This window comes from Bdellovibrio bacteriovorus str. Tiberius (assembly GCF_000317895.1).
In the GTDB taxonomy this organism is placed as follows: domain Bacteria; phylum Bdellovibrionota; class Bdellovibrionia; order Bdellovibrionales; family Bdellovibrionaceae; genus Bdellovibrio; species Bdellovibrio bacteriovorus_F.
On the sequence record NC_019567.1, the window covers coordinates 116750 to 139499 of the forward strand.

At 49.7% G+C, this 22750-nt stretch carries 21 protein-coding genes; 13 read left to right on the forward strand and 8 right to left on the reverse strand.

Annotated elements, in window-relative coordinates:
- The first annotated feature begins 3 nt into the window (after positions 1-3).
- Together BDT_RS00610 and mltG are read left to right on the forward strand one after the other, a co-directional pair.
- Complete coding sequence (locus BDT_RS00610; RefSeq protein WP_015089320.1) at positions 4-1521, forward strand: succinylglutamate-semialdehyde dehydrogenase; 1518 nt, start codon at positions 4-6, stop codon at positions 1519-1521.
- Positions 1521-2603, forward strand: coding sequence for an endolytic transglycosylase MltG (gene mltG, locus BDT_RS00615; protein WP_015089321.1), 1083 nt, complete (start codon positions 1521-1523; stop codon positions 2601-2603). The genes BDT_RS00610 and mltG overlap by 1 nt, the downstream gene beginning before the upstream one ends.
- Here the strand turns inward: mltG and BDT_RS00620 are convergent.
- On the reverse strand, positions 2600-3094 hold the full coding sequence (locus tag BDT_RS00620) for a hypothetical protein (RefSeq protein WP_015089322.1): 495 nt from the start codon (positions 3092-3094) through the stop codon (positions 2600-2602). The two genes, mltG and BDT_RS00620, sit on opposite strands and share 4 nt — an antisense overlap.
- Before the next feature lie 84 nt (positions 3095-3178).
- Here BDT_RS00620 and lysC point away from each other — a divergent pair, with 84 nt between their 5' ends.
- The 6 genes from lysC (at position 3179) to BDT_RS00650 (ending at position 10105) form a co-directional block, all read left to right on the forward strand.
- Complete coding sequence (lysC, locus tag BDT_RS00625) at positions 3179-4561, forward strand: lysine-sensitive aspartokinase 3 (protein WP_041576757.1); 1383 nt, start codon at positions 3179-3181, stop codon at positions 4559-4561.
- A 51-nt stretch (positions 4562-4612) separates the two neighbouring features.
- Positions 4613-5197: a nitroreductase family protein gene (locus tag BDT_RS00630; protein WP_015089324.1), complete on the forward strand. Its 585-nt coding sequence runs from the start codon at positions 4613-4615 to the stop codon at positions 5195-5197.
- Between the two features lie 246 nt (positions 5198-5443).
- Complete coding sequence (dusB, locus tag BDT_RS00635) at positions 5444-6457, forward strand: tRNA dihydrouridine synthase DusB (protein ID WP_015089325.1); 1014 nt, start codon at positions 5444-5446, stop codon at positions 6455-6457.
- A 122-nt stretch (positions 6458-6579) separates the two neighbouring features.
- Positions 6580-8391 carry a translational GTPase TypA gene (gene typA, locus BDT_RS00640; RefSeq protein ID WP_015089326.1) on the forward strand — a complete coding sequence of 604 codons (1812 nt, stop codon included), beginning with the start codon at positions 6580-6582 and terminating at the stop codon, positions 8389-8391.
- On the forward strand, positions 8391-9317 hold the full coding sequence (locus tag BDT_RS00645) for an ABC transporter ATP-binding protein (protein WP_015089327.1): 927 nt from the start codon (positions 8391-8393) through the stop codon (positions 9315-9317). The genes typA and BDT_RS00645 overlap by 1 nt, the downstream gene beginning before the upstream one ends.
- Positions 9317-10105, forward strand: a complete 789-nt coding sequence (locus BDT_RS00650; protein ID WP_015089328.1) for an ABC transporter permease — start codon at positions 9317-9319, stop codon at positions 10103-10105. Before BDT_RS00645 ends, BDT_RS00650 begins: the two co-directional genes overlap by 1 nt.
- Before the next feature lies 1 nt (position 10106).
- Here BDT_RS00650 and BDT_RS00655 read toward each other — a convergent pair whose 3' ends face one another.
- Genes BDT_RS00655 through BDT_RS00670 form a run of 4 tightly spaced genes read right to left on the reverse strand, consistent with a single transcriptional unit; the run spans position 10107 to position 12877 of the window.
- Positions 10107-10514: a DUF523 domain-containing protein gene (locus tag BDT_RS00655; RefSeq protein WP_015089329.1), complete on the reverse strand. Its 408-nt coding sequence runs from the start codon at positions 10512-10514 to the stop codon at positions 10107-10109.
- Positions 10511-11344: a monofunctional biosynthetic peptidoglycan transglycosylase gene (mtgA, locus tag BDT_RS00660; RefSeq protein WP_015089330.1), complete on the reverse strand. Its 834-nt coding sequence runs from the start codon at positions 11342-11344 to the stop codon at positions 10511-10513. Before mtgA ends, BDT_RS00655 begins: the two co-directional genes overlap by 4 nt.
- 7 nt (positions 11345-11351) lie before the next feature.
- Positions 11352-12344, reverse strand: a complete 993-nt coding sequence (locus BDT_RS00665; RefSeq protein ID WP_015089331.1) for an SDR family oxidoreductase — start codon at positions 12342-12344, stop codon at positions 11352-11354.
- Positions 12341-12877, reverse strand: coding sequence for a phosphatase PAP2 family protein (locus BDT_RS00670; protein ID WP_235046209.1), 537 nt, complete (start codon positions 12875-12877; stop codon positions 12341-12343). The genes BDT_RS00665 and BDT_RS00670 overlap by 4 nt, the downstream gene beginning before the upstream one ends.
- Positions 12878-13017: 140 nt before the next feature.
- Between BDT_RS00670 and BDT_RS00675 the strand changes: the two genes are divergently transcribed.
- The gene (locus BDT_RS00675) at positions 13018-13770 is read left to right on the forward strand and encodes a flagellar motor protein (protein WP_038450500.1); all 753 of its coding nucleotides are present in this window, start codon (positions 13018-13020) and stop codon (positions 13768-13770) included.
- A 14-nt stretch (positions 13771-13784) separates the two neighbouring features.
- A complete protein-coding gene (locus BDT_RS00680) occupies positions 13785-14534 on the forward strand; it encodes an OmpA family protein (protein WP_015089333.1) in 750 nt (249 codons plus the stop codon).
- Here BDT_RS00680 and nagZ read toward each other — a convergent pair whose 3' ends face one another.
- Positions 14535-15647, reverse strand: coding sequence for a beta-N-acetylhexosaminidase (gene nagZ, locus BDT_RS00685; protein WP_015089334.1), 1113 nt, complete (start codon positions 15645-15647; stop codon positions 14535-14537).
- 3 nt (positions 15648-15650) lie between these two features.
- Positions 15651-16529, reverse strand: coding sequence for a hypothetical protein (locus BDT_RS00690; RefSeq protein WP_015089335.1), 879 nt, complete (start codon positions 16527-16529; stop codon positions 15651-15653).
- Between the two features lie 122 nt (positions 16530-16651).
- Between BDT_RS00690 and BDT_RS00695 the strand changes: the two genes are divergently transcribed.
- The 3 genes from BDT_RS00695 to BDT_RS00705 all read left to right on the forward strand — a co-directional run bounded on the left by BDT_RS00695 (position 16652) and on the right by BDT_RS00705 (position 21494).
- Positions 16652-18871 (forward strand): Tad domain-containing protein, encoded by a 2220-nt coding sequence (locus tag BDT_RS00695; protein WP_015089336.1) that lies wholly within the window; start codon positions 16652-16654, stop codon positions 18869-18871.
- A gap of 95 nt (positions 18872-18966) precedes the next feature.
- Positions 18967-20475, forward strand: a complete 1509-nt coding sequence (locus BDT_RS00700) for a hypothetical protein (RefSeq protein ID WP_015089337.1) — start codon at positions 18967-18969, stop codon at positions 20473-20475.
- A gap of 8 nt (positions 20476-20483) precedes the next feature.
- Positions 20484-21494, forward strand: coding sequence for a hypothetical protein (locus BDT_RS00705; protein ID WP_041576764.1), 1011 nt, complete (start codon positions 20484-20486; stop codon positions 21492-21494).
- Between the two features lie 54 nt (positions 21495-21548).
- On the opposite strand, the gene BDT_RS00710 is transcribed toward BDT_RS00705, so the two are convergent.
- On the reverse strand, positions 21549-22742 hold the full coding sequence (locus tag BDT_RS00710; protein ID WP_015089339.1) for an exo-beta-N-acetylmuramidase NamZ family protein: 1194 nt from the start codon (positions 22740-22742) through the stop codon (positions 21549-21551).
- Positions 22743-22750 lie beyond the last annotated feature (8 nt).

The window sequence follows — 22750 nt, forward strand, 5'->3', positions numbered from 1 at the left end:
AAAATGAGCACCACCATCTTCCCAATCAAATACAAAGGTGACTTTATCAACGGACGTTTTGTTCCGGTCAGCAAAGGGGACGGCGAATTTAAGGACATCAGTCCTGCGGATCTGTCGGACCTGGTCATGACGGTGCCATTTAAACACGACCACATCGATGAGGCTTGCGTGGCCGCAAAGAAAGCCTATACAGGCTGGGCGATGCTGTCTGTGGACGAGCGCCGCGGTTATCTGATGCGTTTGAAAGAGCTTTTTGATTCCCACGCTGAACAAATGGCGCAGGTGATTTCCCGTGATACGGGTAAACCAACTTGGGAAGCATTGACTGAAGCAAAAGCCCTGGGCGCAAAAATCGACATCACTTTGAATCAGTCATTGAATCTGGTGGCGGAAGAAAGAATCCCCAACGCTCTTCCACAGGTGGAAGGTGTGATCCGTTATCGCTCCCGCGGGGTGATGGCGGTGGTGGGTCCGTTCAACTTCCCGGCGCATTTGCCGAATGGTCATATCATTCCGGCTTTGATCGCAGGCAACACAGTCGTATTCAAACCTTCTGAACAAACTCCGGCCGTGGGTCAGTTTATGGCTGAAATCTATGAAAAAGCCCAGTTCCCTCCGGGTGTATTCAACCTGGTTCAGGGCGATGGCGCTGCGGGCGGCCGCCTGGTGGCAAGCGAGCACGTGGACGGTATCTTGTTCACGGGTTCTTATGAAGTCGGTTTGAAAATCAAACAGGAAACCCTGACACACTACTGGAAAATTCTGGCTCTTGAAATGGGCGGCAAGAACGCCACAGTTGTCTGGGATGACGCTGATATGGACAAGGCGATCTATGAAAGCCTTGTGGGTTCATACATGACTGCGGGTCAGCGCTGCTCCTGCACCAGCCGAATCATTCTGCATCCGAAAATCGCCGAAGAATTCACAGAAAGATTCTATCAGGCAGCGAAAAAACTGACGATTGGTCACTGGACAGAAAACAACTTCATGGGTCCATTGATCAATGAAGCGGCGGTGGAAAAATACATTCGCTTCCAGGAAATCGCCAATCGCGAAAATTGTGAAAGCCTGATGCGTGGTAAAGCGCTGGATTTGAAACACAAAGGTTACTATGTAACGCCGTCGATCCATCTGGTGAACAAGTTTGATCCAAACAGTGTTTATCAGAAAAGCGAGATCTTTGGTCCGAACGTGGCAATCTATCAGTCTGACAACTTTGAAGAGGCGATGAACATCGTGAACTCTTCTGGATATGGCCTGGTGATGGCGCTGTTCTCCAAGAACAAGGAACTTTACGAGCAGGCTTTGTTGAAGGCTCGTGTCGGTCTTCTGAACTGGAATCGCACGACAAACGGATCCAGCTCCCGTCTGCCGTTTGGTGGCATGGGTAAATCCGGCAATGACCGTCCGTCCGCGCACTTTGCAATTCAGTATTGCACAGTTCCGGTTGCAAGCCTTGAAGATGCGACTCCTTTTGACCCGACAAAAATTCTGCCGGGCATGAACTTGGATATGAAGTAATGAAGAAAACGATTTTGGTTTTGGTTCTTGCGGTGGTGATCCTTTTGGCCTCTGTCGGTGGCGGCGTGGCCTATTTGGCGTATCAGTTTACCAGCTCCCGCCCTAGTGATGTGGCTCAGGATGTGGTTTACGAAGTCACTCCGGGAAAGGGTTTTGCCACGATTGCCAAAGAGCTTGAAGAAAAAGGCCTGGTGAAAAACGCCACGTTCTTTAATCTTTTTGCCCGCTTTAAAGGGGATCGTTCCAAAATCAAAGTCGGTGAATATCTTCTTCGTACCAACATGATTCCCGCTGAGGTTCTTGAGGCGATCACTTCCGGAAAAAGCATCGCCCGAAGCTTCACCGTCAGTGAGGGTCTTAGCACTTACGAGATTGCTGAACTTTACGAAAAGCAGGGCTTTGGCACGGCCGAAAGCTTCATGGCTTTGGTGCGTGACCCGGCTTTGATTCAAAGTCTTTTGGGTGAAAAAGCCGACAGTCTGGAAGGTTATCTGTTCCCGGAAACTTACATGCTGACCAAGTATACGGACACAAAAACGCTGATCTCAAACATGGTGAAGCGTTTCTTGTACGTTTATAACGAGGTGATGGCGCAGGCCGAAATCAAATCCATGACCCGCAATCAGGTTGTGACTTTGGCAAGTATCATCGAAAAGGAAACCGGGGCGCCGGAAGAACGTCCGCTGATTTCTTCAGTCTTCCACAATCGTCTGGCAAAGAAAATGCGTCTGCAAACGGATCCAACGGTGATTTACGGAAAAGCCGCAGCCTTGGGTAAAATCGTGATCAACATCACGCGCGCCGATCTGCAAACGCCGACTCGTTACAACACTTATGTGATCTACGGTTTGCCTCCGGGGCCGATTGCGAATCCGGGGCGTGAGGCGATTTTGGCGGCGGTGAAGCCTCAGGAAAGTCAGTATTTGTTCTTTGTCAGTCAGAACGACGGAACCCACGTGTTTTCTGAAGACTACAAAGGCCACCAGCGTGCGGTTCAGAAATTCCAGTTGGATCGTAAAGCGCGTGAAGGAAAATCCTGGAGAGACCTGCAAAAACGCCCAGGCACTCCGGATAAAAACTAGGGCTCAAAGCCCTCAGGAGCTGTCGCCCGGTCGAAGGATTTCGTATGCGGGTTGTAGCGGAAGATATTCAGTCTTGGCACCATCTGTTCATCGTAGGTTGGTGCCACAATCTCAAATGTCCCGTCCTTGTCCACATCCGTCAGTGCCAGATTCGTGGCATTTCCCTGAACCAGAACAAAGCCATCACGAACTTCATAAAGCGGCAGTCGGGCCATCAGGGTCAGGCCTTCGGCTGCGGCATCATAAACCTCAAGGCTGAGGCTGTTGCGGCTTTGAATTTTTAGCACCACCACTTTGGGGCCTTCCGGGCCCAGCGTGCCGTCCACTTTGGCGACGATCTTGCGCTCCGAACTTAAGAAAGCATCTTTGACTTTTCCGCGCAGGGAAGGGACCACGGCCACCACGGTCAGTGCCATGGCCACAAGGGCAAGGGCTCCCATAAGGATGATTTCTTTTTTCTTGAAAGTCGTTTCAGAGGTGGTCGCGTTCATAGGGAAAGTCTGCCATAAAAGTCGTTGAATGAAAAAGCATAACCGCATTAGGATATTCCCTGGCCCAAGGGCCAAGGAGTGCATGTGGCAAAACTGGTGGTTTCTAAATTTGGCGGCACCTCCATGGGGGATGCAGACTGTATGCTTCGTAGCGCGGAAGTCAGCTTCCGTCAGGGCTCTGGCCTGGTGGTCGTGTCGGCGACTTCTGGCACCACCAACGATCTTATTTCTTTGGGTAAGACGGCCGAATCCCAAGCCTGGCCGGAATCAGAAAAAATCCTTTCCAAGATTCAGGACAAACACAACAAGATCGCCCAGGATTTAAAACTGCCAGCGGATGCCAAAGCCCAACTTGAAACTCTGTTTGAAGAAATGAGCTCTTTGGCAAAAGGTGTGCATCTTTTGAAAGACTGCTCGGTGAAGGCCATGGACACCCTGATGAGTCTGGGCGAAAGAATGTCTTCGGTCCTTTTCACCGAAGCGATGTCTCAGGTTTTGAAAAAACACGGCGGCGTAAAAACGGCCGAGCTTTTGGATGTGCGCACGGTTCTGCGCACGGATGATCAGTTCGGTAAAGCCAAGCCCCTGACTTCTGAAGTCGCATCCTTGTGTCAGAAAAATCTTTCTTTCCTGCGCGATGGAAAGAAAGTCATGTGCACGCAAGGTTACATCGGCATGACCGAAGAAGGCATCACCACCACTCTGGGGCGTGGAGGTAGTGACTATTCCGCAGCGATTCTGGCGGAAGGTATTTCTGCTGACGTTTTGGAAATCTGGACGGATGTGGCGGGGATTGCAACGACCGATCCTCGTCTGTGCCCGAAGGCGCAGCCGATCAGCGAAATCTCCTTTAAGGAAGCTTCCGAACTTGCGACTTTCGGGGCGAAGATCTTGCATCCGGCAACTTTGCTGCCAGCAATTCGTAAGAACATTCCGGTTTTTGTAGGCTCCAGTTTCGATGCGGAAGCGCGTGGCACCTGGGTGCGCATGGATGTGAAAGATCACCCTTTGATTCGCGCGATGGCGCTAAGAAAAAAGCAGGTTCTGGTGACGCTTTCCACTCCGGAAATGTTGTACGCTCACGGTTTCCTGTTTCAGATTTTCAAGATCTTCAATGATCACAAGGTCAGCATTGATGCGATCACGACCTCTGAAATTTCAGTCAGTGTGACGTTGGATGACTCGACTTTGCTGAATAAAAATCTGATCAAAGATCTTTCCCAGATCGCCGATGTTCAGGTGGAAGAAAATCTGGCATTGATTTCTTTGATCGGAAACAACATCAACCACACGCCGGGCTTGGGAAAGAAAATCTTTGAAGCCATCCCGGACATCAACGTGCGTATGATCTGCCTGGGTGCGAGCAAACACAACTTCTGCTTCCTCGTTGCGGACGAACAAGGCCCTGAAGCCATCAAACGCCTGCATGCCTGCTTCATCGAAGCCGGCATCGAAGAAATGGCCTAAAAGGTACCTGCTACCTTTTGCATAAACGGTGCGACATGAAAGGATTTACGAATGGAAAAGAATGAATTTTACCAACTGTTGGAATCAAGAAAGTCCATTCGTAAGTACAAGGCCGAGCCGGTTCCTAAAGATGTGATCGAACGTGTGCTGGCCGCCGGGATGCAGGCGCCTTCGGGAAAGAATCGTCAGAACTGGAGATTCTTTGTTGTGACCGGAAATAAGCGCGACGAATATTTGAAGTACTCGCAAAAATCCTGGTTGGGTATCAAGGATGTTTTGTCGCAGCGACTGAAGCCTTCATTGTATGATTTCACCGAAAGATTTTTCTACACGCTGGGTGATGCGCCGGTGATTGTGTTCGCCTATTCCCACAACGATTCGGAAGAGCGCTATCACACCAGCATCGGTTCGGTGTACATGGCGGTGGAAAACATGAATCTGGCATGTCTGATGGAAGGTCTTGGCAGTTGCACGATGGGCGCCCCTTTGGAAATCAAAGAAGAGGTCGATCAGTTCCTGGGTGTGGATAAACTTCCGGAATACCAGCGAGGGGAGCTGGAGCTTCTGTGTGCGATGGTGATGGGATACCCGGATCACAACCCCCCGAAAGCCCCCGCCAAACCGAGGGTCGCGTAACTTGGTTTGAATAAGGAAAGTTAAGTATATAAAATCATTTATTTTTATTTAAACTAAAGGGTCCTTCCGGGCCCTTTTTCTTTGTCTTAAAACCACCTCAATCGAATAGAGATCCCGCGGGAAGGCGGATTCCCCGTAAAGTCCGTGGTCATCCGGCCTGAAAAACCTATAAGCTCTCGATTTCTTTTGTTTATTCGGCGGTTTTCTCTATCCATGGAAAGGGGATTTTGATATATCGCTTCCCCTATGAATCCAGTTGAAGCCTTAAAGACAAATCCCTTTGTCCTTGCCCCTATGGCCGGGATCACGGATCACGCTTTTCGCACCTTTATCAAAAAATTAGATGCCAGTGTTGTCGTCACCGAACTTGTCAGTGCCAGTGGTATTGAATACAAGTCTGATCGCACGTTGAAGTTGATGAGCTTTGATGAATCTCAGCGCCCCATCGGTATCCAGCTTTTTGGTGAAGAACCAGAAATCGTGGCTCGCGCGGCACAAGTGGCCGAGGCTGACGGCTGTGATTTCGTGGATCTGAACTTTGGTTGTCCTGTTCCGAAGGTCGTGAAGAAGGGGGCGGGTTCCGCCATCCTGAAAGACCCGGCCGCTGTGCAAAAGATGGTTTCCACCGTCAAAGCGGCGATTAAAATTCCTCTGACAATCAAGATCCGTACGGGCTGGGATGCGAATTCCCGCAACGCCACTGAGATTTGTAATATTGCCTACAACGAAGGGGTGTCCTGGGTTGCGATCCATGGGCGCACCCGCGCTCAGTCCTATACCGGACTTGCGGACTGGGACTTCATCGCCGACGTAAAAGCCAATACCAAGATTCCCATTCTTGGAAACGGAGACATCCTCACTCCTCGCCAGGCGAATTTGAGACTGCAGCAGTCCGGTTGTGACGGGGTTATGATCGGCCGTGGATGCCTTAAAAATCCATTTATCTTCATGGATGCCCTGTCCTTGTGGCGGGGCGAGCCGGTTAAGGACGTGAAGAGGGATTATGTGAGTCTGTTCCAGGGTCTGCAGAAAGAGATCGTGGCGCATTGTGATGAGCACATCACCGGGATCCAGCTCAGAAAGTTTGCAGCTTGGTTCTCAACAGGGTATTCTGGAGCGGCTCAATTCCGTAAGAATCTATTCCAGTCCAAAAGCAATGACGAGATCATGGCCTTAGCGAATGAGTTTTTCGCTGGGATTGGAAATGTAGAACAAGAAGACACCAGTCAGGAAGATTTCTTAATGGGCGGTCACGGTTAACAAACCGTGAACTGCAGGGGCCTCTGATGGCTTTTTGACAAGAGCCTGACGAGCATTTGTTTTGATTTTAGTTTAAGTTTTAAGTGTTTTGTTTTTAGAGAGTTTCATAACGAAGGGTAAATATGATTCAAGATCCGAAGAAAATTAGAAATATCGCGATCATCGCGCACGTCGACCACGGTAAGACGACACTGGTTGACCACTTGATTAAACAAGCAGGTACTTTCCGTGACAATGAGCACGTTGAAGAGCGCCTGATGGACTCCATGGATCTTGAAAAAGAACGCGGGATCACAATCGCGGCGAAGAATGCTTCCTTCATGTACAAAGATATCAAAGTTAACATCGTCGATACACCGGGGCACAGTGACTTCGGCGGCGAAGTTGAGCGTATCCTGAACATGGTTGATGGTTGTATCCTTCTTTGTGATGCTTCCGAAGGTCCATTGCCACAGACTCGTTTCGTTTTGAAAAAAGCTCTAGAGGGCGGCAAAAAAGTTATCGTTTGTATCAATAAAATTGACCGTTCTGATGCTCGTATTCAGGAAGTTCACAATGAATTGTTCGACTTGTTCATCGACCTTGATGCAACTGAAGAGCAATGTGATTTCCACACTGTATACGCTATCGCGCGTGAAGGTATGGCGACTTTGGATCCAGCGGTTAACACTGGTTCCCTGGAAGTTCTTTACGATGCAATCGTAAACCTGGTTCCGCCTCCAACAATTGAAGAAAACGCTCCACTTCAGGTTATGGTTTCCAACATCTCTTACAATGACTACGTAGGTCGTTTGGCGATCGGTCGTATGAGAGCGGGAACAATCAAAGTTGGTGACGAAGTTCTTTGCGTTCAGGCGAATGTTCAGAAGAAAGTTAAAGTATCCGCTTTGTTCCAGTACAAAGTCAGCTCTCAGGTTCCGGCTCAGGAAGTTGGCGCCGGTGACATGGTTGTTATCGCGGGTATGGAAGATTTCACTATCGGTGACACCATCACTTCTGTTTTGGATCCTCGTCCACTTCCGCGTATTCGCGTTGAAGAGCCGACTGTCGGCATGGTCTTCTCTGTAAATAACGGACCTTTCGCTGGTCTTGACGGTAAGAACGTTACTTCCCGTAAAATCATCGAGCGTCTTGAAAGAGAACTTCTGTACAACGTGGCAATTCGCGTTGAGAAAACAGACAGCACTGACGCCTTTAAAGTTGTAGGCCGTGGTGAGCTTCAATTGGGCGTTTTGATCGAACAAATGCGTCGTGAAGGCTTCGAGCTTCTTGTTTCCAAACCAACTGTTGTCTTCAAAGAAGAAAACGGCAAGAAAATGGAACCAATGGAAATCGCGGTTATCGATATCGAAGACGCTTACGTTGGTGCCGTAACTGAAAAGTTGGGTAAACGTAAGGGTGTGATGACCAACATGGTTCAAAAAGGTTCCGGCCGTACTCGTCTTGAGTTCCGTATTCCTTCCCGTGGTCTGATCGGCTACCGTTCTGAGTTCCTGACTGACACTCGTGGTACAGGTTTGCTGAACACCCAGTTCGACGGTTGGGATGACTACCGTGGCGAAATCGAACACCGTTTGAACGGTGCGATGATTTCTGACCGTAAAGGCACTGCAACATCTTACGCGATCTGGAATCTTCAAGAACGCGGTATTATGATGGTTGAGCACGGTGACGATGTGTACGAAGGCATGATCGTTGGTGAACACGCCAAGGAAAATGATCTAGAAGTGAACATCACTCGTGAAAAGAAATTGTCAAACGTACGTGCTTCGGGTTCTGATGAAGCTATCCGTCTGGTTCCAGTGAAAAAATTCACTTTGGAAAGAGCGATGGAATGGATCAAAGAATCTGAGCTGATCGAAGTTACGCCGAAGAACATCCGTCTTCGTTTGCGTGAATTGGATCCGCACAAGCGTAAAACATCGAAGGAATAATGAGTACGAATGTCGCCATTGAAATCAAGGATCTGACCAAAAAATACGACGACAAGATCGCCGTAGACGGAATCAATCTGGAGATTTACAAAGGCGAATGTTTCGGGCTTCTTGGTCCAAACGGGGCTGGCAAATCAACTGCAATGAAGATGATGTATTGCTCAGCCCTGGTTTCAAGCGGAGAACTTTATGTTCTCGGCCTGAATGTTAAAAAGAATTACCGCGAAATCAAATCTCGCATAGGGGTCGTCCCGCAAGAGGACGGCCTTGATCCTGACTTCACAGTCCTTGAAAACCTTCTCGTCTACGCAAGCTTTCATAATATCCCTGTTGCTGAGGCCGATCTTCGGGCTCAAGCCTTGCTGCGTCTGATGAAGCTGGAAGAATATCAGGACCGCTCGGTGGAAACGCTTAGCGGGGGCATGAAGCGCCGTCTGGCGATTGCCCGTGGACTGATTAATTCCCCGGAAGTGGTTTTCCTGGATGAGCCAACCACCGGTCTTGATCCGCAGGCGCGGGTTTGGATCTGGGATTTCTTCAAACATCTGAAATCTGAAAAAAGCACTCTGGTGCTGACGACCCACTATATGGAAGAAGCCGAGCAGATGTGTGATCGTGTGGCGATCATCGATGGCGGCCGCATTCTGACTGTCGGCAAGCCCCGCGATCTGATTCGCGAGCTGATTGGCAAGGAAGTGGTGGAGTTCGACACAAACCCTGTGGATCTGAACTATTACCTGGGCCGCTTGCGTGCCGAGGGGTTCTCTTATCAGGTTATCAAAGACACAGTTTCTGTTCTGGTGAAAGAAAATCAGGAAGGCCGCCGCGTGGTGGACCTGATTGCCAGCGACAAGATCTTCATCCGCAAGCCGACATTGAATGACGTTTTCCTGAAGCTTGCGGGCCATCAATTGAGGGATGAATAATGAAGCTGAAAGACTGCTTTACGATTCCCAAGGTTGATAGCGGTGCCACGAAAGTATGGTCCCGCAATTTCATGTACTTTAAAAAAACCTGGCTGGTGTCCCTGTTCTGGATTGTTCTTGAGCCGGTGATTTACCTTGGGGCCATTGGTTTTGGTCTTGGCGCCTTTGTGAACAACATGGGTGGCATGTCTTATATTGAATTCTTCTTCCCGGCATTGCTGTCGACGACCGCGATGATGGTGGCTTTCTTTGAAGGCACCTACGGGAACTACACCAAACTGACTCATCAGAAAACCTACGCGACGATCATGCTGACTCGTGTGGGGCCTGAAGAAATTGTGGCAGGCGAGCTTTTGTGGGCGACCAGCAAAGGTTTCTTCGGTGTGATCGGAGTCACGATCGTGGCACTGTTCTTTGGATTGATTGATTCTTATCGTATCTTGCTGGCGCTGCCGATCTTGTTCCTGATGAGTGCGCTGTTCTCGTGCATCGGAATGATCCTGACTTCTTACGCCCGCAACTATGATTCCTTTATCTATTCCACCTCCGGTTTGATCGTGCCGATGAGCCTGCTCAGCGGAACTTACTTCCCGCTGGATCAGTTGCCGGCGGCTCTTCGTTATGTGGCTTATTTGTTCCCGCTGACTCACGCTGTGGCGGCGGTGCGCGAAGTGCTGCATCAGGGGCCGACATTGTGGGTTTTGATTCACGTGTTGATTCTGCTGGCGGCGACCTGGATCTGCATGAACATTGCGTTCTTCCGCATTCGCAAGAAATTGCTGAAATAACTTAATCTATCGGGGTGACTTTGATGCCGTGTTTTTTCAAAAGCTCGGCAAAGACACCATCACCGTCTTTCTGGGCGCCAGTGAAGGTGCCGTCATAGATCTTTCCGCACCCGCACATCGGGGATTTGGATTTTAACAGGGCTTCAGTGGCGCCAACGAGCTTGGCAATTCTTAAAGCCTCTTCGGCACCTCGGGTGTATTGGTCAGTCACATCCACACCCTTGTTGGTCAGAACTTTATCGCCGATACGTTCTGCCGGAGGCCGGGGAGTTGAAAGTCCGCCCAATTGCTCGGGGCAAACCGGAATGGCTTCGCCGTTTTGCACCATCTCTTCAATCGGGGATCTTGTCTGGGCTTTGCAGTCATAGCGGCAGTGAACGCCGGAAAGGCAGGCGGATACAATTTTCATTCGGCCTCCTCGCTGCTTTCAAGCTGCTCTTGAGATTCCAGATTTTCCAGTTCTTCCAGGGTCGGAATAGCCTCGTCGGATGTCAGTTCTTCCGGTGGTGGTTCGGGTTGGAAGAAATAGGCCACTTGGGCGCTGGCGATGTCGTATTCTTCCTGAGAAATGCGATGATACTGGAAAAGATCATCAACAATGCGACCCAGTCGCTTGCGCGCAAACGGAGTCAGCTCTTTACGGTAATAGGACTGCGAATACTTCACCGGATTTGGCAGAACCATGGCCAGGAAAGAAGCTTCAACCACCGTCAGTTCCGCCGGGGATTTTTTGAAATAGTACTTTGCCGCGGCTTTGACACCATAGATGTCTTTTCCGAACTCAACCACGTTCAGATATCTTTCCAGAATTTCTTTTTTGGTCAGGGTGTGTTCGATACGGTCGGTGATAATTGCTTCAAGACCTTTGCGGATAAAGGTGCGGTCCTTATTCAGGAACATGTTTTTGGCAAGCTGCTGGGTGATAGTGGATCCGCCGCGTTTAAAGACGCCGGTTTCCCAACCTTCTTTGGCGTTCTTTTCAATCGCGTCCCAGTCAAAGCCCTTGTGATTATAGAAATTGGAATCTTCAGTCAGTATGATGGTCTTTTGCAGAATGGGGGCGATCTGTTTCAATGGAACATAGTTCTTTGAACCCGGACAAAGTTCGACCTGATACATTTTCGTGACCATGCAGCCGCGAATGTCTTTGTCCGAAGGAAGCCAGGCCCACAATGAACCAGCGGCCACACCCATCAACGTCAGAACACCCAAGAAAAAGAATATTAACTTTTTGATCATGTCAGGATTACTTTTTCACCATTCCGTGATCTTTCATCCATTGCACGGAATTGTGAATGGCTTCGCGGGCCGGTCTTGGCTGGAAGCCAAGCTCTTTCTGTGCTTTGGAAGAATCAAACCAGTGATACATCGTTGCGGTATAGGCATTCTCGCGACTGAGTGGACCCTTCATGCCCATCTTTTCCATGAAGTCACCCACTGCACCCACGGCATGCAAAAGGCCATCAGGCAGCTGATGTTTCGGAGGAGTGACTCCCGCTTCAGCGGCAATCATGGCAAAAAGATCTTTAATCAGAATATTTTCCCCGCAAAGAATATAGCGCTCACCTTTGCGGCCCACTTTCCACGCACTTAAGATTCCAGCTACGACATCCTCTGCCGCCACGACATTCACGCCGCCGGAAGTGTAGAAGTTCAACTTTCCTTGTGCGACTTTGACCTGCATCTTGCGGCTGCCTTTTTTGGCATCACCGCGACCATAGATCGTGGAAGGATTCACCATCACCGCATCGATTTCATTTTTATCGCAGGCGCTTTTCACCAGAATTTCAGCCTGGTGTTTGGTTTCAAAATACCCCAGATTCAAGTCGGCGATATTGTAGGGGGATTCTTCATTCAGTATCTGATCGGGAGTATATCCGGCACCGATGGCCACGACCGAAGACAAGTAAACCAGGCGTCGCACTTTGTGTTCGCGGCAGACCGCAATGACGTTGGCCGTTCCTTGCACATTGACCTTGTCCATCTGGGCGCGCTGGGACTTTTTATAGGCAATAACACCTGCCAGGTGAAAGACCGTATCCATGCCCTTAGTGGCTTCCAGTAAAGAATGAACATCCGTAACGTCGCCATGAACGTATTTGCACCTTACGCCTTCAAGTTCGGAAAGGTCACTTTTCGGGCGAACCAGGGCATAGACGTCGTGTCCTTCTTCCAGAAGGGCTTTGGTCAGCCAGCTGCCCAAAAAACCGTTTGCTCCGGTGACTAAAACTTTCTTCATGTTGTAACGGTCCCTTCTTCTTTGATGCGATCAAGGATGAGCTTGCACAGGCGTGCGAACAAAACACCAAAAATCATTCCAAGCAGTGCCCCACAGATCACGTCCGTCGGGAAGTGAACCCCGTTGTAAACCCGGCTGTAGGCCACCACTGTTGCCAGTGTATAAAGGGGCACTGCCGCTGGCGGAAAGATGACTGCAGTGAAGCTCGCGAAACTGAACATGTTGGTGGAGTGATTGGATACAAAGCTGTATCCGCCAAATGGTGCGCGCACCTGAACATCCAGTCCTTGCGTATTGGCCGGCCTCGGGCGCTGAACGGTTTTCTTAAAGGCCCAGTTCCCCACGCCGTCCGAGATTGACACGGACAGAAGAGCAAACACAAAGATGATCAGGCCTTTTTTAAGGCCACGACGCCAGATAAACAGCGCCAGTATCACTGGCACCAGGATGAACTTGAAAAACGGTGTTTTGTGCAGATCTGTGATAAACGGGAAGAATTGATCGGCCCAGGCCGCGGTCCAATGTGAATTCACCAATACAAAAAGACTCTTATCGAGAGACAAAATAAAATCGAGCATCAGAGTGACTTTACCCTAATTTTTCGCTCGCAGAAAGTCTAGGTTCTGCACTGGTCCAAGTGTCACCGGCAAGGGCCTATGGCATCATTCTGTTTATGGACAAAGCAACATGGATTGGGATTCTGGTAGGGGTCGGTGGGATACTGCTTGGCAACCTGTTGGAAGGCGGACACACAAGTTCGCTGATGCAATTGACGGCCTTTATTATCGTTTTAACGGGCACTATCGGAGCCGTGATGGTTTCCAGTTCTGAAAAAGACTTAAAGACCGGTTTGCAGCTGGCTAAAAAAGCCTTTCGTCACGAGGAAAGCCGCAGCAAAGTGCGCCTTAATGAAATTGTCGACTGCGCAAGACTTGCTAAGAAAGAAAACATCCTGGCTTTGGAGCCACGCCTTAATCGCATTGAAGATCCCCTGTTAAAAGGAGTCCTCAGAAATGTGGTCGATGGTGTCGACATAACCACTATTCGCGATATTTTTGAAACACAGATTCACACGGAAGAAGAAGAGCTTCTGGGCGGCGCCAAAATCTGGACAGACGCCGGTGGCTTTGCCCCCACTATCGGAATCATCGGGGCAGTTCTGGGTCTTATCCATGTCATGGGAAATCTGACCGATACAAGTAAATTGGGCGCAGGGATTGCGGTGGCCTTTGTGGCGACTGTGTACGGAGTCAGCTCGGCCAATTTGTTGTTCCTGCCTCTGGGAAACAAACTTAAGCGCCGTGTTCAGGCTTTAACCCGTGAAAAAATGATGGTCCTTGAAGGCGGTCTTCTGATTGCCAGCGGGATGAATCCGGTGGTGCTTGAGCAGAAGCTTTACGCCTATCTCGACAGCGATCAAAAATAGGTCGGAAAGAATTCATGGCAAAGAAACACCGCAAGCACGAGGAACATGAAAACCATGAGAGATGGCTGGTCTCTTATGCGGATTTCATTACTCTGCTGTTTGCCTTCTTTGTGGTGATGTATGCCACTTCAACTTCCAACGAAGAAAAACAAAAAGAATTTGAAGACTCTGTTAAGCTGAGCCTGCATCTGGTGGGCCGGGGCGGATCAGATGCCGAGCCAAACTCCATTGGCAGTATCATTGGCGAGCTTGAAATGCCTGTCGGGAACTTTCCCAAAAAGGGTGGGCCCGGCGAAGTTGAAGACTATGTGGAAAGAGCTCTGGATAAGTCCATGGACGGTGCTCAAAAAAAGCAGGCCATTCAGGATGTTTATCACGATGCGGTCGGGGTGAGGATTGCTCTTGCGGCGTCCACGTTCTTCCAGGAAGGTTCTGCAAAGCTGAAACCTGAAGCGCTTAAAAGCCTGGATAAAGTGGCGGATGTTCTAAAGACCCACAAAAAAAGAATCATTATCGAAGGTCATACCGATGATCTGCCGATTGGCGGGACTCTGTTCCCGAGCAACTGGGAGCTGGCGGGTGGACGTGCTTCGGCAGTGGTGCGCTATCTGGTGAAAGTGCATCAGATGGATCCAAAGCGTTTTGTTTCATTGTCTTACGGTGATCAGAAGCCGGTGGTGCCCAACGATACGGATGAGCACCGGGCGATGAACCGCCGGATCGAGATTTTCATCGTCACCGACAGTTCCAAAGTTGAAATTTAATTATTCTGGCAAAAGCCCGTCGGGAATCTGACCATTGGCGATCGCGGAAGCGATCTTCAGGTGTTCCGGACTGCCGATGATTTTGATCGCATCTTCCAAGGGAAGTGGATCAGGGTTCTGAATTTTTACCTTCTTAAAGTCCATGATGCGACGATAGCTGATTTCAAGGTCTTCTTTTTTTAAAGATCCTTGGGCCACGGCACCCAGGATGGCATCGTAGGCCTGCGGCGGAACCTCGGGATCATTGCAGTAAAGCAGCAGATCCACGCCGGCTTTCAAGGCGCGCACTGGAACCTCGTCAATTCCATAGTGCTTCGTCATGGCTTTCATTCCCAAGTCATCAGTGATGATCAAACCGCGATAGCGAAGTTCTTCGCGAATCATTTTCTTCACGAATGTCTCTGACAAAGTCACTGGCCACTCAGGATCGATGTTCGGGAACTTGATGTGTGAGGTCATGACCATATCCACGCGAGACTTGAAGGTCTTTCTGAACGGAATCAGCTCGCAGGCTTCAAGGCGGGCCAGATCGGTGTTTTCAACCGGCAGGTCCTCGTGACTGTCAACGATGGTGTTACCATGTCCCGGGAAGTGCTTCGCGCAAGTGATGACATCCGCTTTGATGTAACCACGAACCAGAGCCGAAGCGTGTTTTGCCACCATCTCGGGATCAGAGCTGATGGAACGGTCGCCGATAACGGTGTTGCCTGGGTTTGTGAAGATATCCACACAAGGTGCGAAATCCAGATTGATGCCCACGGCTTTCATTTCAAGGCCCATGCGGTTGGCAAAATGGAAAGACACGGTTGGTGCATCCAGATCGCCCAGTTTTCTCAGTGGTGGCCACACCGTAAATGGAGCTTTCAGACGGTGAACGCGGCCACCTTCCATATCAATACCGATAAACAGCGGTGCTTTGTCGACTTGCTTGTGACGCAGGGACTGGATTTCGGCGCACAGATCGCGAACCTGTTTTGGTTCAGCGACGTTACGGCCAAACAGGCACACACCACCGATGTTGTTTTCTACAATGAACTTCTTTTCGTCAGCGGTAAGGGCGTGACCTGATACGCCGATGAACATGTGCTGACCGATGATGTGACTGATACTCATGAACTAGTTCCCTTTTTTCTCTGTTTCCGGTTGAGCCTTGATGATGATTCCCTGTCCTTGTGGGACGCCCATTTGCTTGCTCGGAGCCGGGGCGTTGGCTTCTGCCGCTTTCAGCTTGGCCTTGCGAGTGACGACGTTGGCGTCACCGGCAGGAACCTTGCCGAATAAAGTTTTTAGCAGAGAGGCGCTGTAGGGGATGTTTCCAATGGCTTCAGAAGGATTTGCCACAAGTTCGGTGACGATGCCCTGGCCCATGGCATTTGTGCCCAGAACTTCGCCGCGTTCATTGACGTAGCTCAGGAACTTGATGTCTTTGTAGGTGTTAAGAATCTTGAAGGACTTAAAGCCGTTGTAGATCTCTTCTTTTCCGACCAGGGCTTGACCCTTGTAGATGGCGCCGTCTTCTTCTGCGATGGCCTGATATTCATAGTTGGTTTCTGATTTCAGACCTTCTTTGGACTTCAACATCAGATACACCAGGAACGTTGAAAGGAAAGTCCCTTTGGGGATCTTCTTTTCGATGCGAGAGACTTTTCCGCCGTTTTTAATCACCCCTGTCAGGGTGCCGCCTTTGAATTTGGCGTCGATGATCTTGGATTCTTTGCCGGCCAAAGAAGTGTATTCATAGGAAATCGGAGTCAGGTCGGCATCCGCATAGGCCTTCAGGCTTTCGGTGGTTTCACTGGGACCTTTTCCCGTTTTCAGGAAGTAGGTGGAAATGAACTGCTTTTTCTTTGGTTCAAATTCATAGCGGCTGATCACATACCCGATGTGTTCTTCGCCGGAGATAACTTTTGCATAGCCTTCAAAAAGAACATCCGCGTGAGCGTGGCCCGCAAACACCAATGTCAGCAAAATCGTCAGGCAAAGTCGTTGGACCATCGTCGAGTTCTCCCTTCGGAACCATGGATAAAAGTCTGTCATCTCACTATAGAACAAGTCAAAGTTTTAGAGGTCGAGTTGTTGCTTCATGAGACAACCTACGAGACAATGCTGGGATACAGATGTTGAACTCACGAAGCACTTTTATTCAGAATCTTAACAACAAGCGGGGGCAGATCGCCCTTTTCGTCGCGTTGATCTTTCAGATTCTTTTCCTGTTCTTTGCGATGGTCATCAACGTCGGTCTTTTGGTTCACCATAAAATCAACCTGCAAAACTCGGTCGATCTTGCTGCCTATTACGGCGCGATGAGGCAGGCCGAGGGCATGAACGTGATTGCCCACACGAACTATCAGATTCGTCAAAGCTGGAAATTGCTGGCTTGGCGCTATCGTATGCTGGGGACGGCGGGGGATTTCGAGGAACATCCGTTTGACAAGATCGGTGGTGGACGTCTGCGCAACAGTGATGATGACAGTATCAATCCTGCGGCACAGAACTTTTACGATTCTCCGTCCTTCTGTATCACTTATATTCCGTTCAAGCCGATGCCAGATGGAGAGAACACCTGCAAGGCGCTGTCTTCGCATACCGGTATCAGTGTCTTTAAGATCCCGCCTGTATTGATCGACTTACCAAGTGTTTCTGGAAGAACTCGAAGCCTTGCCCTGAACCTGCGTGCCAGCTTGATTGAACGCTGTAAGGATTTTGGATCCTTTAATTATCTGATGCTGGGTGGTTTCGTTGTTGCCTTCAATATTGATCAGGGCAACCGGGCCCTGTTGATGTCTTATCTTTCTAAGGCGATGGCACCTAGTTCTCCCGATGCAGATTTCTTTGATATTGATGGCAAGAGCGTGAAACTGGGTATGGAGAACACTCTTAAGAACAATCTCACTGCCGCCAACAACACGTCCGATTTGAAAATGAGCATCTATAATTCATTGGGGCATTCCGCCTGCAATGGTTCTCAAGGAGCCAAAGGGGAGCCAGCTCGTTGGTTGAAGCAGATTAAGACTTATCCTGGATTCAGTTACATTGATACTATCTGTACTACCTCAAGTATTACGCCTAAGCCCAAAATGCTTTCAAACGTTGAATCAGATCTTCCTAATGCAACTGTTGCAGACGGACGCTTCAGAACCGAAGTGGACGAACTGAAGAACTATATCGGCATCCGGGAACCCATCAGCGATATCTACAACTATTCTATCGGGGTGGAAAAGAACCCTTGGTGTATGGCGTATGTGGGTGTTTCCGCGTCAGCCCGTCCGAAGATTCCGTTTTCGCCTTTTGGTTCTCTTGAAATTAAGGCCCGCGCATTTTACAAACCGTTCGGCGGACGAATCGGTCCTTGGTATTACAATAAGTACCCGTCTGGATCAGCATCGTATAACGGTTCTCAAGGCGGTCCTAACGACAAAACAGATCCCAATCTGCCTCCTCGTTTGATGGACCAGGCCCATGTCGGTTTGCCCGGGGATCCGACGCGGATCGCGAATTATAGCCGTTATGTTGGCGATAAAGTGGGGCTGAAAAGTCGCCGGGTTCTTTATCAGTACGGCAGAGCTATCTATAAGTTAGATCCTAACTGGGTTGTGGGTTCTGACGGGAACGTTGAACCGGGCAATGCTCCGGTGAACTACGGAGACACGGCCCCGAATTTCGAGCACTGGAAGCACTTGCCATTTAATTTCTATCAACGGGGTGGAAATCAGGATTTACTCGCGTGGGATCATACTAATGATCAGCCCTCGCGCATGCGCATGCTTGAGTTGTCGGCGATTCTGCCTGATCCGTTTGATCTTACTTATTACTCCATTGAGCCAGATTTCTATCACAACTACTACACCCGCTTGCGTGATGGCTTCTTGAAATTAGTTGGTTCTGGCTACTATGCCGAAAACAAAGAGTTCCTAGGGGATATCGGAACCCACAAAGGTTCCAATAAAGAAGGCATCAATTGGGACAAGTTCAGCGTCATCGATCAGTACAAAGCTGTCGCCGGGAATACATTCATGCGGCAGTTTTTGGATATTGCCGGAAAGCTGACGTATATCTCAACCAAATGGCAGGATGTTCTGACTTCCTGGGCGCCCGTCAGTCTTGTGGACTACAGTTTGGATCCAGCCAAGTTCGGAAAATGCACAATCACTCCAAGAGGCGCTGATTCCGGTGAACCGGAAGTTCCGAACCCAGGAAACTGTGTTTCGGGTGGTACAACAGGTTATTCTGTAAAGATGGTTTCATCAGACTACCTTCGCCGCACGGATCTTGAGCTGGGTGGCGTCGGTGTGCGTGGGGCATTGCTGAATCCACCACCTGAAGACAGCGAGTTCTAAACAGATTTCATCTGAGCGTCTCATTCTAAGACAAGCCCTGAAAACTTAAGAAACTCTGACTTTTGTCCGAAAAGGATATAGTAGGGGAAATTCTTATGCGTAGTTTGAAGACAAGTCTTCTTTCGATGTTAATTGCATTGTCGTTCACGGCTTCGCTCGCCCATGCCGAGGGCGATGGAAAAACCAATGTTAAGGTTAATACAGATACAAAAGACGTAAGCGCCGCTCAGCAAAAGGTTGAAGGCAAAGGGTTTACCGAAGAGGCAAAACAGGTTAAGGCGACGACTTCGAATTGGTTGCAATTGGGTACCGCTGCACGTACAGCGGGTGCCGATGTCCCGGGTATAAATTTGCTTCAAGAGTTGGATAGTGCCGCCAGCTACTACAGCAATCTTCATGGTACTTGCGTAAAGACACAAGCTACCGCCTCCTGGCTTTGCCGAGAAAAGACAAGTCCTGAGCTTCAGAAAACACTCAATAATATTAACACTGTTGCCAGCATGATCACGGGGGTCGCCGTTCAGGATGCCTGTAGCAACTTGGCGAAAATTGCTCGTTTGGCGCAGGCGGGCCTGACTGCATATACGGCAGCATGTTCGTCGGCACGTGCAGCGTGTGAGGCCTCTTGTGATACCGTGAAAACAAATCTTGATCGTATCAAGAAAATTGTAGATTCCAGCGGTGCGACGCTTGGACAGTGCCAACCAATAGTCCCAACTAATGCTGCTGCGGCAACAGCCTGCACCAACTACATGACTGCCTTAAAAGGTAAAATGGCGATGGTTCAGCAGACCGTTGAAAAGGACTCTGCAATGACGGGTGATGCTGAAGCCGAAATTGCAGCACAGTCCATCGCCATGAAAGACAAAGCTTGTACTTATGCTTACGGAAACATGTTGGTTTCAGCTGGTGCGGGTATCGCGTCCATGATCTCTTCCTTCAAGCAAGGTCAGCAGTGTGACGAGGAATCCGACGGTACGGGCACGGATGTGGCAACTACGGCCACTGTCGACAAGTGTGCTGATGCCACAACAGCGGCTAACGATCCAGAGTGTATCTGTAAAGCCAATCCAAGAACTCCGGGTTGTTCCAACTCTTATCAAAAAGCTAATGACGGGACGACGTCTCGTTTGGCTTCTCAAGGTGCAGAGCTTGGTACAGCAGGTAATGGCGCTGGTGCAAATACGCTTCCAGGAATTGAAAGTGATCCTCTTGCAGGATTGCGTGATCTTGCATCCACAAGCGCCGGTGGCAGTGACTCTTCCGGTATCGGCGCACCAACAGGTGGTGGCAGTGGCCTGAGCGGCTTTGGTGGCGGCAGCGGCGGTGGTGCTGGTGCCCAGGGTGAAGCGGCTAAAAAAGGTCTGAACACGGATATCCTTTCCGGCGCAGGTGGCGGCGGAGGCGGTGGTGGATTCGGTGGCTTTAAAGGTTCCGATCCGAAACTGCGTCAGTACCTTCCAGGCGGGGCGAAAGATCCTTCTCAAGGATTGGCTGGTCAACAGGCGTGGAAAAATGAAGTGACCGGCCAGGGTGGCAAGTCCAACTGGGAAAAAATCAAAGAACGCTATCGTGACAACAAGAACACTCTTTTGAATAACTAGGGGATGCTATGACAAAATTAACAATCAAGTTCGTTTGTGTATTGTCGTTGATTTGGTCTCCGGTTATGGCGGGTGCTGTTACAGTCAGCGGCAGCAGCACTTCAACAACAACAAATCAGACAACGGCGGACAAAGGGGTTGAAACCACCACTGGTAAATCCACTTCCCCTTCAGTGAAGGATTCTGCAGATAAGTCAGGAAGCTCTAATAAGGGCGCTCAGGCGACTCAGTTCCTTACAGGGGCCTTGATGTTTACTATGGCGGCGGAAAAATGGGGTGAATGCTCCAGTCAAAACTATGCTGCCTGCGCGATGGCAGCAATCTTCACAGGCTTCGGCGTTTTGTCCATGAAGCAGGGTAAAGAGCACGGCAGTGCCGCGGGTTCTTCGGGTCTGACTAGCTTCCAATCTGACGGCTTGGGCAATGCCTATGACTATGGAAACATTGACCTGAATGATCCCAACAACCCACTTTCAAATGATCCGAATGTTAAAGCTTTGGGAACGAATACAGGAAAGCTGACCACCGGCGGTCTGTTGGATCCTAAGACGGGGATTATTAAAACACCGGATGGTAAAACATATAAGGCGTCAGATTTTGCATCTGCAGCGTCGATGGCAGCTGCGGGTATTCCGCAAGGTGCAATCCTTGCGGGTCAGGATGCTTATGCCCAGGTTTCCAAAAAGTCCGCTGATAAAGTTGAAAAGCTTAAAATTGGTGCGATGACTGCTTCCAACGGCTTCAGTGAAGGTGGTGGCGGCGGTGGAGGAGGCTGGGGCCCAGCTTCTCCAACTGATGATGGCTCAGGCAGCGGCTATGCCGGGGCTGGTGGTTCTGGTTCCGGTGGTGTAAGCCTGGAACGTGATCCATCAAGTCTTGCAGGCATGCAGAAGAACTATAACGGTGAACCTATCGGTGTTGCCGCTGACAGTATCTTCCTGATGATGACTCGCAGATATAAAGTCAAAGAAAGCCAAGAGTCTTTCTATACCGACGCTGAACTGGCTTTGCAGAAGTAAAAATTCAGATATCAGAAAAAAGAAAGGGTGCTGTTTCCAGCACCCTTTTTGTTTTTAATAAAGCAGGTATTTCTTTCTTTCCTTCACCCAGGATTTTTCATCCTTGGCTAAAGCTGCATCCAGATCCTTCGGAGTCGCTTTGGGATTTTCGATCCAGTTTTTCAGCGCCGGTCCGCCGTTAATCACATCAAATGCCAGACGGTCTTTCACGTACTCGTAAGCAAAATCTCGATAGATCGGATACTTCGGATGCATTTCGCGAATCACCTTCAGCATCAGTGCTGTCAGACGGAAAGGTTTGAATTGATCGTGTTTGTAACTGACGCCGTCCGTGTGGAACTGGAAGCCGTGGCATAGCTTGCCTACATGCTTGTGGAAAGTCGGCTCAAAGAAGCACTCACGCAAAGTCACGCCCTTGAACCACTGCGGTGCTTTCTTTTTCATGCGCACCAAAACTTCCGCATAATCAATATCCGAAGCACCGATGATTTCCAGAGCGCGGGTCGTGCCGCGAGCTTCTGAAAGCGTTGTGCCCTCAATCAGCACAGTTCCAGAATAAGCGCGCGCCATATTCAAAGAGGCCGCGTTCGGAGAGGGATTCACCCAAGGACGCTTCAGATCCCAGCCAAAGCCCGGGCCCTTGTCAGGATTGTAGCCTTTCATCTTCACGATCTGCAGATCCAGATCCATTTTGTAGTAGTCAGCAAAGTACAAAGCCAGCTCGCCCACCGTCAGACCGTGACGCATAGGAATGGGTGCCGCACCCACAAAGGATTCCCAGCCTGGCAGCATTTTAAAGCCTTCCACCGGGCGGCCTGCTGGATTAGGACGATCCAGAACGATGACGGTCTTTCCAAGCTTTGCGGATTCTTCCATGATGTACAAAAGCGTGGTGATGAAGGTGTAAATGCGGCAGCCCAGATCCTGAAGATCAAACAGCACCACGTCGAAGTGGGACATCATCTCGGCCGTGGGGCGACGAACTTCTCCGTACAGGCTGAAAACGGGAATCTTGTGAACAGGATCCACAAAGTTCGGGCTTTCGATCATGTTGTCTTGTTTGTCGCCGCGAACGCCGTGCTGGGGACCGAAAGCGCAGGAAAGTTTGATTTTCTTGGAAAGCAAATCCATGCTGTGCTGAAGATTTTCATCGACGCTGGCAGGGTGGCAGACCAAGCCCACGCGTTTGCCCTTAAGGCTTTTTAGCATTTTTGGATTTGCGAGAAGTACTTCAAGACCGAGTTTCATAAATGTCC

What these genes read in the sequence shown, in the direction of transcription:
- BDT_RS00610 (WP_015089320.1), top strand. Translation starts at nt 4, where the DNA reads ATGAGCACCACCATCTTCCCAATCAAATACAAAGGTGACTTTATCAAC.
- mltG (WP_015089321.1), top strand. Translation starts at nt 1,521, where the DNA reads ATGAAGAAAACGATTTTGGTTTTGGTTCTTGCGGTGGTGATCCTTTTG.
- BDT_RS00620 (WP_015089322.1), bottom strand. Translation starts at nt 3,094, where the DNA reads ATGAACGCGACCACCTCTGAAACGACTTTCAAGAAAAAAGAAATCATC.
- BDT_RS00630 (WP_015089324.1), top strand. Translation starts at nt 4,613, where the DNA reads ATGGAAAAGAATGAATTTTACCAACTGTTGGAATCAAGAAAGTCCATT.
- dusB (WP_015089325.1), top strand. Translation starts at nt 5,444, where the DNA reads ATGAATCCAGTTGAAGCCTTAAAGACAAATCCCTTTGTCCTTGCCCCT.
- typA (WP_015089326.1), top strand. Translation starts at nt 6,580, where the DNA reads ATGATTCAAGATCCGAAGAAAATTAGAAATATCGCGATCATCGCGCAC.
- BDT_RS00645 (WP_015089327.1), top strand. Translation starts at nt 8,391, where the DNA reads ATGAGTACGAATGTCGCCATTGAAATCAAGGATCTGACCAAAAAATAC.
- BDT_RS00650 (WP_015089328.1), top strand. Translation starts at nt 9,317, where the DNA reads ATGAAGCTGAAAGACTGCTTTACGATTCCCAAGGTTGATAGCGGTGCC.
- BDT_RS00655 (WP_015089329.1), bottom strand. Translation starts at nt 10,514, where the DNA reads ATGAAAATTGTATCCGCCTGCCTTTCCGGCGTTCACTGCCGCTATGAC.
- mtgA (WP_015089330.1), bottom strand. Translation starts at nt 11,344, where the DNA reads ATGATCAAAAAGTTAATATTCTTTTTCTTGGGTGTTCTGACGTTGATG.
- BDT_RS00665 (WP_015089331.1), bottom strand. Translation starts at nt 12,344, where the DNA reads ATGAAGAAAGTTTTAGTCACCGGAGCAAACGGTTTTTTGGGCAGCTGG.
- BDT_RS00675 (WP_038450500.1), top strand. Translation starts at nt 13,018, where the DNA reads ATGGACAAAGCAACATGGATTGGGATTCTGGTAGGGGTCGGTGGGATA.
- BDT_RS00680 (WP_015089333.1), top strand. Translation starts at nt 13,785, where the DNA reads ATGGCAAAGAAACACCGCAAGCACGAGGAACATGAAAACCATGAGAGA.
- nagZ (WP_015089334.1), bottom strand. Translation starts at nt 15,647, where the DNA reads ATGAGTATCAGTCACATCATCGGTCAGCACATGTTCATCGGCGTATCA.
- BDT_RS00690 (WP_015089335.1), bottom strand. Translation starts at nt 16,529, where the DNA reads ATGGTCCAACGACTTTGCCTGACGATTTTGCTGACATTGGTGTTTGCG.
- BDT_RS00695 (WP_015089336.1), top strand. Translation starts at nt 16,652, where the DNA reads ATGTTGAACTCACGAAGCACTTTTATTCAGAATCTTAACAACAAGCGG.
- BDT_RS00700 (WP_015089337.1), top strand. Translation starts at nt 18,967, where the DNA reads ATGCGTAGTTTGAAGACAAGTCTTCTTTCGATGTTAATTGCATTGTCG.
- BDT_RS00705 (WP_041576764.1), top strand. Translation starts at nt 20,484, where the DNA reads ATGACAAAATTAACAATCAAGTTCGTTTGTGTATTGTCGTTGATTTGG.
- BDT_RS00710 (WP_015089339.1), bottom strand. Translation starts at nt 22,742, where the DNA reads ATGAAACTCGGTCTTGAAGTACTTCTCGCAAATCCAAAAATGCTAAAA.